Consider the following 8,901-nt stretch of genomic DNA (forward strand, 5'->3'; position numbering starts at 1 on the left):
CTCCGGCCGACCTCCCGGGGCGTCGACCACCTCGCCGTCGTCGGGTGTGAAGGCCACCTGCCCGACCCGCAACACCCGCTCGGCGCCGAGTCGCGACACCTCGTCGGCCAATGCCGCGTCCCCGCCCTCGACGGCGGTGAGCATCGGTGCGTGCAACCCGACCGCGACGGAGGCGGCGCGCGCCTGCGCGGCGGCGTCCGGGGCTGCCACCACGACCACCGGGGCGGACTCGATGAGCAGTCTCGTGGTCTCCACGCCGGACCCGTCGGCGTCGGCGGCGACCCGCGTGCCCTCCACCGGGGCGGCTTCGGTTCTCGGTCCGCCGTCACCGGGGTCGGACGTACACGCCACGGTCGTCCCCACCAGGGAAACAGCGAGGACCGCCGCACCCACTCCTCGGTTGAAGTGGCGCACGGCGGTCCTCCTGCTGAAGTCGGGAATCGATCCCGGTGGACCCTACAGGGGCTTCACCGGGTCGGACCCGCGGACCCTCAGGCAGTCTCCGTGATCGGCCGGTCGACCCAGCTCATGAGGTCGCGCAGCTTCTGGCCGGTGACCTCGATCGGGTGCTCGGCGTTCTCCTTGCGGAGCTGCTCAAGCTCCTTATTGCCGCCCTCGACGTTGGCCACGAGGCGCTTGGTGAAGGTGCCGTCCTGGATGTCGGACAGGATCTCCTTCATGCGCTCCTTGGTGCCGGCGTCGATGACCCGCGGGCCGGAGAGGTAGCCGCCGAACTCCGCGGTGTCGGACACCGAGTAGTTCATGCGCGCGATGCCGCCCTCGTACATGAGATCGACGATGAGCTTGAGCTCGTGGAGCACCTCGAAGTAGGCGAGCTCCGGCTCGTAGCCGGCCTCGACCATGACCTCGAAGCCCGTCTTGACGAGCTCCTCGGTGCCGCCGCACAGCACGGCCTGCTCACCGAACAGGTCGGTCTCGGTCTCGTCCTTGAAGGTGGTCTTGATGACGCCCGCGCGGGTGCCACCGATCGCCTTCGCGTAGGACAGCGCGAGCGCCTCGCCCTCGCCCTTCGGGTCCTGCTCCACGGCGATGAGCGCCGGGACGCCCTTGCCGTCGACGAACTGACGACGCACGAGGTGACCGGGGCCCTTGGGGGCGACCATCGCGATGGTGATGTTCTCCGCCGGCTCGATGAGGCCGAAGTGGATGTTGAGGCCGTGACCGAAGAACAGCGCGTCGCCGTCGTTCAGGTTGGGCTCGATGTCCTCGGTGAAGATCTGCGCCTGCGAGGTGTCGGGGGCGAGCAGCATGATGACGTCGGCCCACTTGGTGGCCTCGGCGGCGGTCATGACCTTGAGGCCGGCCTCTTCGGCCTTCGCGCGGGACTTGGAGCCCTCACGCAGGCCGATCGCGACCTCGACTCCGGAGTCGCGCAGGCTGAGCGAGTGCGCGTGCCCCTGCGAGCCGTACCCGATGACGGCGACCTTGCGGCCCTGGATCAGCGACAGATCCGCCGAGTCGTCGTAGAACATCTCCACTGCCATGGTGGATTCCCTTCGTTTGTTTTTGGTAAGTCGAAACCCGGTTACAGGTCGAGACTATCGAGTGGTGTTGATGGACTTGGGGCCGCGTCCGAGCGCGACCATGCCGGACTGCACGATCTCGCGGATCCCGTAGCCGTCGAGCATCCGCAGCAGCGCGTCGAGCTTGTCGGGGGTACCCGTGGCCTCGAGAGTGAGCGACTCGGGTGAGACGTCCACGATGTGTGCGCGGAACAGACTCGCGATCTCCACGATCTGACCGCGGTTGGTGGCGTCGGCGCGGACCTTGACGAGAGTGAGCTCGCGGGCCACCGAGCCGGCCGGATCCTGCTCGACGATCTTGATGACGTTGACGAGCTTGTTGAGCTGTTTGGTCACCTGCTCGAGCGGGAAGTCCTCGACGTTCACGACGATGGTCATGCGCGACAGGCCTTCGGTCTCGGTCGGGCCCACGGCCAGCGACTCGATGTTGAACCCGCGCCGGGAGAACAGCGACGAGACGCGCGCGAGCACGCCAGGCTTGTCCTCCACCAGCACGCTCAGGGTGTGGGAGCGAGCGCTCACTGGTCCTCCTCCTCGGCGGCGATCACCGCGGCGTCGATCCGCTCGGTCGCCTCGTGGATGTCCGCGGCGTCGTCCGCCACGGAGTCGGTGTCGTCGAACAGCGGCCGGATGTCCCGGGCCGCCATGATCTCGTCGTTGGACGTGCCCGCCGCGACCATCGGCCACACCTGGGCGTCCTTGCCCACGATGAAGTCGATGAGGACCGGGCGGTCGTTGATCGCGCGGGCCTGTGCGATCACGTCGTCGACGTCCTCGGCGCGCTCACACCGCAGCGCCACGCAGCCCAGGGCCTCGCCGAGCTTGACGAAGTCCGGGATGTGCATGGAGTGGGTCGACAGGTCGGTCTGCGAGTACCGCTCCTCGTAGAACAGTGTCTGCCACTGACGGACCATGCCGAGGTTGCCGTTGTTGATCAGCGCCACCTTGATGGGTGCGCCCTCGATGGCGCAGGTGGCCAGCTCCTGGTTCGTCATCTGGAAGCAGCCGTCGCCGTCGATGGCCCAGACCTCGGCGTCCTGACGGCCGAACTTGGCACCCATCGCCGCGGGGACCGCGTACCCCATGGTCCCCAGGCCGCCCGAGTTCAGCCACGTGCGCGGCTTCTCGTACTGGACAAACTGGGCCGCCCACATCTGGTGCTGGCCGACGCCCGCGCAGTACACGGCGTCCGGGCCGGCGGCGGCGCTCAGCCGCTCGATGACGTACTCGGGAGACAGGGAGCCGTCCGACTGCGGGCCGTAGCCAAGCGGGAACTCACTGCGGATCTCGTCCAGCTCACCGACCCACACGGCGGGCTCGCCCAGCGTGCCGGATTCGCGCGCGCCGCGCAGCGTCTCGACGAGCTCGACGAGGACCTCCTTGATGTCGCCGACGATCGGCACGTCGACGGCTCGGTTCTTGCCGATCTCGGCCGGGTCGATGTCGGCGTGGATGACCTTGGCGTCCGGGGCGAAGGTGTCGAGACGACCGGTGACCCGGTCGTCGAACCGGGCGCCCAGGGTGACCAGCAGGTCGGACCGCTGCAGCGCCGCGACGGCGGCGACGGTTCCGTGCATCCCCGGCATGCCGTAGTGCAGCCGGTGGGAATCCGGGAACGCCCCGCGCGCCATGAGCGTGGTCACGACCGGGATGCCGGTCAGCTCGGCGAGCGCCATGAGCTCCGCGGAGGCGTCGGCCTTGATGACGCCGCCGCCGACATACAGCACCGGGCGCCTGGCCTTGCCGATCATCCGGGCGGCCTCACGGATCTGCTTGCCGTGCGGCTTGGTGACGGGCCGGTAGCCGGGCAGCTTCATCTCCGGCGGCCACGAGAACGTCATCTCGGCCTGCAGGACGTCCTTGGGGATGTCCACGAGCACAGCGCCGGGGCGACCGGTCTGCGCGATGTGGAACGCCTCGGCGATCATCCGCGGGATGTCCTCGCCGTGGGACACGAGGAAGTTGTGCTTGGTGATCGGCATGGTGATGCCCGAGATGTCGGCTTCCTGGAAACCGTCCGTGCCGATGAGTGCGGTCCCGACCTGACCCGTGATCGCCACGATCGGGACCGAGTCCATCTGCGCGTCCGCGAGCGGGGTCACCAGGTTGGTGGCGCCGGGGCCCGAGGTCGCCATGCAGACGCCGACCCTTCCGGTCGCCTGGGCGTAGCCGGTCGCTGCGTGACCGGCGCCCTGCTCGTGCCGGACCAGGACGTGCCGGACCTTGGCCGAGTCGTAGAGCGGGTCGTAGACCGGCAGGATGGCCCCGCCGGGGATGCCGAAGACGACCTCGGTGCCGATCTCCTCGAGGGACCGGACGACGGCCTGGGCCCCCGTCATCCGCTCTGGGGCCGCGGACCGGGCCTTCTGCTCTGCACCCGGACGGGGTCCGGGCTGTGCCGTTGGTGCGCTCACTTCAACTGTCCTTCATGCTGGTCGTGGAGCCGTGGTTCGTGGTCGGGCGTGATCGTGGATTTCTCTGACCGCGGTCTGACCCGGCAACAAAAAACCCCCGTCGGCCACGAAAGGCCGGCGAGGGTGCGCGTCGACGGAAAGCCAGGTAGGGCTCAGGCGCCGACGCGCCGGCCGAGTACGAGACCGTTCCAGGTGTTCACGAGGCCCAGACTAGGCCGCGGCCGACGGCAGCGTCAACTCGTGGAACATCGATCCCACTATGTGGGCCATGCCAGACTGGAGGCATCATGAGTGCCCCTTTCAGAGCTCCCGTCCCGGAGTCGAGCCCCCGCGATCACGCCCTCTTCCGGGTCAACCCGATGTCGTACGTCGTCATCGCCATTTTCGTGCTGGCGATTCTCTGGCCCGTCACGTCCTACCCCGTCGCCCTGGGCTGGCTGGTGCTGCTCCCCGTCGCCTTCGGTTGGTGGGTGGCCCGGACCTGGACCCGACTGGACGAGGACGGTGTCCACCTGTCGTCCTGGCGCTCCCGACGGTCCGTGCCGTGGGACGAGGTCAGGGGTGTGATGTTCCCCAAGCGTGGGTTCGCCCGGCTCGTGACCACCTCTGACACGTCACTCCCGATGGGCGGGGTCTCGTTCCACGACCTCCCGCGGCTGTCCGGCGCCAGCCGTGGCCGTATCCGCGACCCGTACGCCGCGAGCGGACCCGAGTCCGCCTGACCCTTGCGCTCCGCCTGACCCTCCCGCTCCGCCGGTCACCCCGCGGCCGGCGGGGACCCGGTCGGCCACGGCCTGGCGTCGCATACCCATCCGCTCGTAGACGACGGTGACCGCCACACCCACGACGAGTCCTGCGACCGCCCAGCCGCCGAGGACCCGGACCGCGTGTCCGAGACCCGCCTCCCACCCGGAGTCGAAGAACATGATCGACCGCAGCCCGAGGTAGGCCTGGTGCATCGGCTGCAGTGTCCCGATGGCGACGAACACCCGCGGGAGCATCTCGGTCGGGGTGGCGCCGCCCGAGGTGGGGATGCCCAGCACCACGAACACCACGAGGTTCACGAGCAGACCGGCGTTGCCGACAGCAGCGATGATCGTGTGCGCACACACCCCGACCGCGACGATGACCAGGTTCGAGAACCAGAACATGTCCCACGGGTCGTACCCGGTGACACCGATGATGTCCGCCACCCACAGGACGAGCCCCGAGACGAGCGGCGCCGTGATCAGCGTGACCACCCACTTGCGGGCCAGTGTCTGGAGCCGCCCGAACGGCGCCACGTGGACATGGAGCGCCACCGGCCCGATCTCCAGCGGGATGAAGCCGAGACGGGCGTCGAGGAGGGCGGAGATGATCATCGCCCCGGTGAATCCCGCCAGGATCACGACCAGCGCGTAGAACATCGGGAGCGACGCGTTCGACACCCCGTCCGGCAGCGGGTTCCACGCGACGACGTCGATCGCCACCGGATCGGAGAGCGCGACCGCGGCCGCGGCGCCGACGGTCCTGCCCTCGGCCTCGGCCAGCAGCCGGGACTGCGACAGCAGTTCGGTCCCCATCCGGTCGTGGAACGATTCCTGCATCGCGTCCGCCATGGTGTTCATGACCTGACCGGAGACGATGGACACGCGTGGCGAGTACTCGAGTGAGATGCGGGCGCGTTCGGGTGGCCCCGCCGCGTCGCCCGCCTCCGTCGCCGCGGCCTCGACGAGCCCGGCCACCCGCCCGCTCAGTTCGGGTGGGATACGGACCGCACCGAAGTACGTGCCGTCCCGGAGGCCCTCCTCGGCGGCCTCCGGATCCACCACGTGCAGCCGGACCCTCCCCCAGTCGTTGTTCTGGAGCAGCCCCGCGGTGATACGCGACCCCATGTCGAGACCACGCGGACCGATCGGGGTCTCCAGGGTCGCGGCGACGTCCTCGTCCACCACCGCCACGGGGATGTACCTCGCGTGGGACTGCGGATCCGCGGTGCCCCCCAGGTACATGAACGACAGGAGGAAGAACAGTCCACAGACCAGGGCCACCGCCCCCGCCGAGTGCGAGAGGAACTCACGTAGCCCACCCGTGTGACCGGAGTCGGTCATGTCCATCCCCATTCGCGTCACGTCGAGGCCGGCCGGATGGCCGACCGTGAGAAGAGTAGACCCACATCGGGGCGTATTGTGTGGTGGTCACGGCGCGATCGGGTGTCGCCGCGGGGCGCGCGCACACCGCGGCCCCGTACGGCACGACTCCCGGAATGCGCCCTCCCCATCGAGTCGGAGCGAGGTCCCATGCCGCCCCTGAGGTCACGAACCAGTACCGCCGGACGCAACGCCGCGGGGGCGCGTGCCCTCTGGCGCGCGACCGGCATGACGGACTCGGACTTCGGTAAGCCGATCATCGCGATCGCGAACTCGTACACCCAGTTCGTGCCGGGCCACGTCCACCTGAAGAACGTCGGTGAGATCGTCGCCGAGCAGATCGCGACGTCGGGCGGCGTGGCCCGGGAGTTCCACACCATCGCGGTGGACGACGGGATCGCGATGGGCCACGCGGGCATGCTCTACTCGCTGCCCAGCCGGGAGATCATCGCGGACTCGGTGGAGTACATGGTCAACGCCCACACGGCGGACGCCCTGGTGTGCATCTCGAACTGCGACAAGATCACCCCGGGCATGCTCAACGCCGCGATGCGGTTGAACATCCCCACCGTGTTCGTCTCCGGCGGGCCGATGGAGTCGGGGTTCTCCGTCGTCGTCGACGGCGTGGTCAAGGCGGGCTCGGACCTCATCACGGCGATCTCCGCGTCCGCCAACTCGGCCGTGGACGACGAGGGCCTCGACGCCATCGAGCGCTCGGCCTGCCCGACGTGCGGGTCCTGCTCCGGGATGTTCACCGCCAACTCCATGAACTGCCTCACCGAGGCCCTGGGGCTGTCGCTGCCCGGCAACGGCTCGACCCTGGCCACCCACAGTGCGCGGCGTGAACTGTTCGCCGAGGCCGGCCGGGTCATCGTCGACCTGTGCACCCGCTACTACCGGGACGAGGACTCCTCGGTGCTCCCCCGTTCGGTCGCCACCAGGTCGGCGTTCACCAACGCCATGGCGCTGGACGTCGCGATGGGCGGCTCCACCAACACCGTGCTCCACATCCTCGCCGCCGCGCAGGAGGGCGAGGTCGACTTCGACCTGGGCGACATCGAGCAGATCTCCCGCCGGATCCCCTGCCTGGCCAAGGTCGCGCCCAACTCGGACTACTACATGGAGCACGTCCACCGGGCCGGCGGCATCCCCGCGATCCTGGGCGAGCTGTACCGCGGGGGCCTGCTAAGGACGGACGTCCACTCGGTCCACTCCCCGTCGCTCGAGCAGTACGTCGCGGACTGGGATATCCGCAGCGGCACCGCGACCGAGAAGGCGATCGAGTTGTTCCACGCGGCCCCGGGCGGGGTGCGGACGATCGAGCCGTTCTCGACCGACAACCGCTGGGAGTCGCTCGACACGGACGCCGAGAACGGCTGCATCCACTCGGTCGAGCACCCGGCGACCGCGGAGGGCGGGCTCGCGGTCCTGCGCGGGAACATCGCGCCGGACGGGTCCGTCTTCAAGACCGCCGGCGTGTCCGAGGACAATTTCCACTTCTCCGGTCCGGCCAGGGTGGTCGAGTCCCAGGAGGAGGCCGTCTCGGTCATCCTGGACAATACGCTGCAGGCCGGCGAGGTGCTGGTGGTGCTCTTCGAGGGCCCGGCCGGCGGTCCGGGGATGCAGGAGATGCTGCACCCCACGGCGTTCATCAAGGGCGCCGGCCTCGGGACGAAATGCGCGCTCATCACCGACGGCCGCTTCTCGGGCGGGTCGTCCGGGCTGTCCATCGGTCACATCGCCCCGGAGGCCGCCTCGGGCGGCCCGATCGGCCTGGTGCGTGACGGTGACATCGTGACCATCGATGTCGCCACGCGGTCCATCTCGGTGGATGTCGACGACGACGAGCTGTCCCGCCGCCGCGCCGAGAGGGGCCCTCTCCCGTGGCGGCCGGTCAAGCGTGATCGGAAAGTGTCCACCGCTCTCCGCGCGTACGCCTCGATGGCGTCCTCGGCGGACAAGGGTGCCGTGCGCATCCTGCCCGACTGACGCGCCTGGTCAGGGCCGCGCGCCCCGGCTCCCGAGCTCTCAGCCCGCGGTGACCGGGGCGCTGTCGGCTGAGGAGGTCAGCGGGTTGGTGCCGTTGAGGAAGTACCACACCAGACCGGCGATGACCGCCACGACGATCACCCACACGACGCCGCTGAAGCGGGGACGGTGGGACCATGCCCACTTGCGGTCGGCGGACCATCGCCCCGGTCCGGAGAAGAGGAGGGTCACCAGCGCCGCGGCGTAGAGGATCGACACCTCGAGTCCGCGGGTGGTGTCACTCAGCACGGGGATGGGGTCGGTCCCGGTCAGTCGGATCGCTATCCCCAGTCCGATGAGCCCCAGCAGACCCGCCGCCGCCACCGGGGTCGCGAGTCCCACCACGAGCATGACGCCCGCCACCAGTTCGACGGCGCCGCCGGCGATCGCCAGGATGCGGGCCTGGTCGAATCCGGAGTCGGTGAGGGTCTGCGTGAACCCGTCGATCCCGGGCCCGCCGAACAGTCCGAAGAGCTTCTGCAGTCCCCGCATCGCGAGGAGGACGCCCACGGCCAGTCTCAGGACGAACAGCCCGAAATCGGCCGTTCCCCGGCGGCCGATCGTGTCCCGCGACGCGGGCGCGATGGTGGTGGGCTGGTCACCGAAGGGCAGGGGCGAGGACACGTCGTACCCCCCGGACTCGGCGAACTGCGAGTAGTCGGTGCGCCCGGCCGCGGGGAACGCGGTGGTCGCGCCGTCCCCCGAGCCGCCCCGCGAACCGGCGCCCGCGCCCTGGGCGTTGGGGACGTCGAGCGGGTAATCGACGTCGTGGATGATCTCGGTACG

The 8,901-nt window shown here is 69.5% G+C and carries 7 protein-coding genes and 1 pseudogene; 2 read left to right on the plus strand and 6 right to left on the minus strand.

All coding sequences use genetic code 11. From position 1 onward, the window contains the following. The 4 genes and pseudogenes from G6024_RS14270 to G6024_RS14285 form a co-directional block, all read right to left on the minus strand. Positions 1–414 (minus strand): annotated as a pseudogene (locus G6024_RS14270) (hypothetical protein); the annotation flags it as partial. 77 nt (positions 415–491) lie between these two features. Beyond that, positions 492–1,505, minus strand: a complete 1,014-nt coding sequence (gene ilvC / locus G6024_RS14275) for a ketol-acid reductoisomerase (RefSeq protein ID WP_159149000.1) — start codon at positions 1,503–1,505, stop codon at positions 492–494. A gap of 54 nt (positions 1,506–1,559) precedes the next feature. Continuing rightward, positions 1,560–2,066, minus strand: a complete 507-nt coding sequence (ilvN, locus tag G6024_RS14280) for an acetolactate synthase small subunit (RefSeq protein WP_067718247.1) — start codon at positions 2,064–2,066, stop codon at positions 1,560–1,562. Then, positions 2,063–3,958 (minus strand): acetolactate synthase large subunit, encoded by a 1,896-nt coding sequence (locus G6024_RS14285; protein ID WP_096905282.1) that lies wholly within the window; start codon positions 3,956–3,958, stop codon positions 2,063–2,065. The genes ilvN and G6024_RS14285 overlap by 4 nt, the downstream gene beginning before the upstream one ends. 287 nt (positions 3,959–4,245) lie before the next feature. Between G6024_RS14285 and G6024_RS14290 the strand changes: the two genes are divergently transcribed. Next, positions 4,246–4,680, plus strand: coding sequence for a PH domain-containing protein (locus tag G6024_RS14290; RefSeq protein ID WP_083249449.1), 435 nt, complete (start codon positions 4,246–4,248; stop codon positions 4,678–4,680). Here the strand turns inward: G6024_RS14290 and G6024_RS14295 are convergent. Continuing rightward, on the minus strand, positions 4,573–6,048 hold the full coding sequence (locus G6024_RS14295; protein ID WP_227022020.1) for a YhgE/Pip domain-containing protein: 1,476 nt from the start codon (positions 6,046–6,048) through the stop codon (positions 4,573–4,575). The two genes, G6024_RS14290 and G6024_RS14295, sit on opposite strands and share 108 nt — an antisense overlap. Before the next feature lie 189 nt (positions 6,049–6,237). On the opposite strand from G6024_RS14295, the gene ilvD reads away from it, so the two are divergent. After that, positions 6,238–8,076: a dihydroxy-acid dehydratase gene (gene ilvD, locus G6024_RS14300; protein WP_159149001.1), complete on the plus strand. Its 1,839-nt coding sequence runs from the start codon at positions 6,238–6,240 to the stop codon at positions 8,074–8,076. Positions 8,077–8,115: 39 nt separating this feature from the next. On the opposite strand, the gene G6024_RS14305 is transcribed toward ilvD, so the two are convergent. Next, the coding region (locus G6024_RS14305) for a DoxX family protein (RefSeq protein WP_194307478.1) at positions 8,116–8,901 on the minus strand (786 nt) is incomplete at its 5' end.

Source organism: Dietzia maris (assembly GCF_014144855.1).
GTDB classification, from domain to species: Bacteria; Actinomycetota; Actinomycetes; order Mycobacteriales; family Mycobacteriaceae; genus Dietzia; species Dietzia kunjamensis.

Bases quoted from the DNA above. Each gene is read 5' to 3' on its own strand.
- G6024_RS14290 (WP_083249449.1), top strand. From the start codon at position 4,246: ATGAGTGCCCCTTTCAGAGCTCCCGTCCCGGAGTCGAGCCCCCGCGAT.
- ilvC (WP_159149000.1), bottom strand. From the start codon at position 1,505: ATGGCAGTGGAGATGTTCTACGACGACTCGGCGGATCTGTCGCTGATC.
- G6024_RS14295 (WP_227022020.1), bottom strand. From the start codon at position 6,048: ATGACCGACTCCGGTCACACGGGTGGGCTACGTGAGTTCCTCTCGCAC.
- ilvD (WP_159149001.1), top strand. From the start codon at position 6,238: ATGCCGCCCCTGAGGTCACGAACCAGTACCGCCGGACGCAACGCCGCG.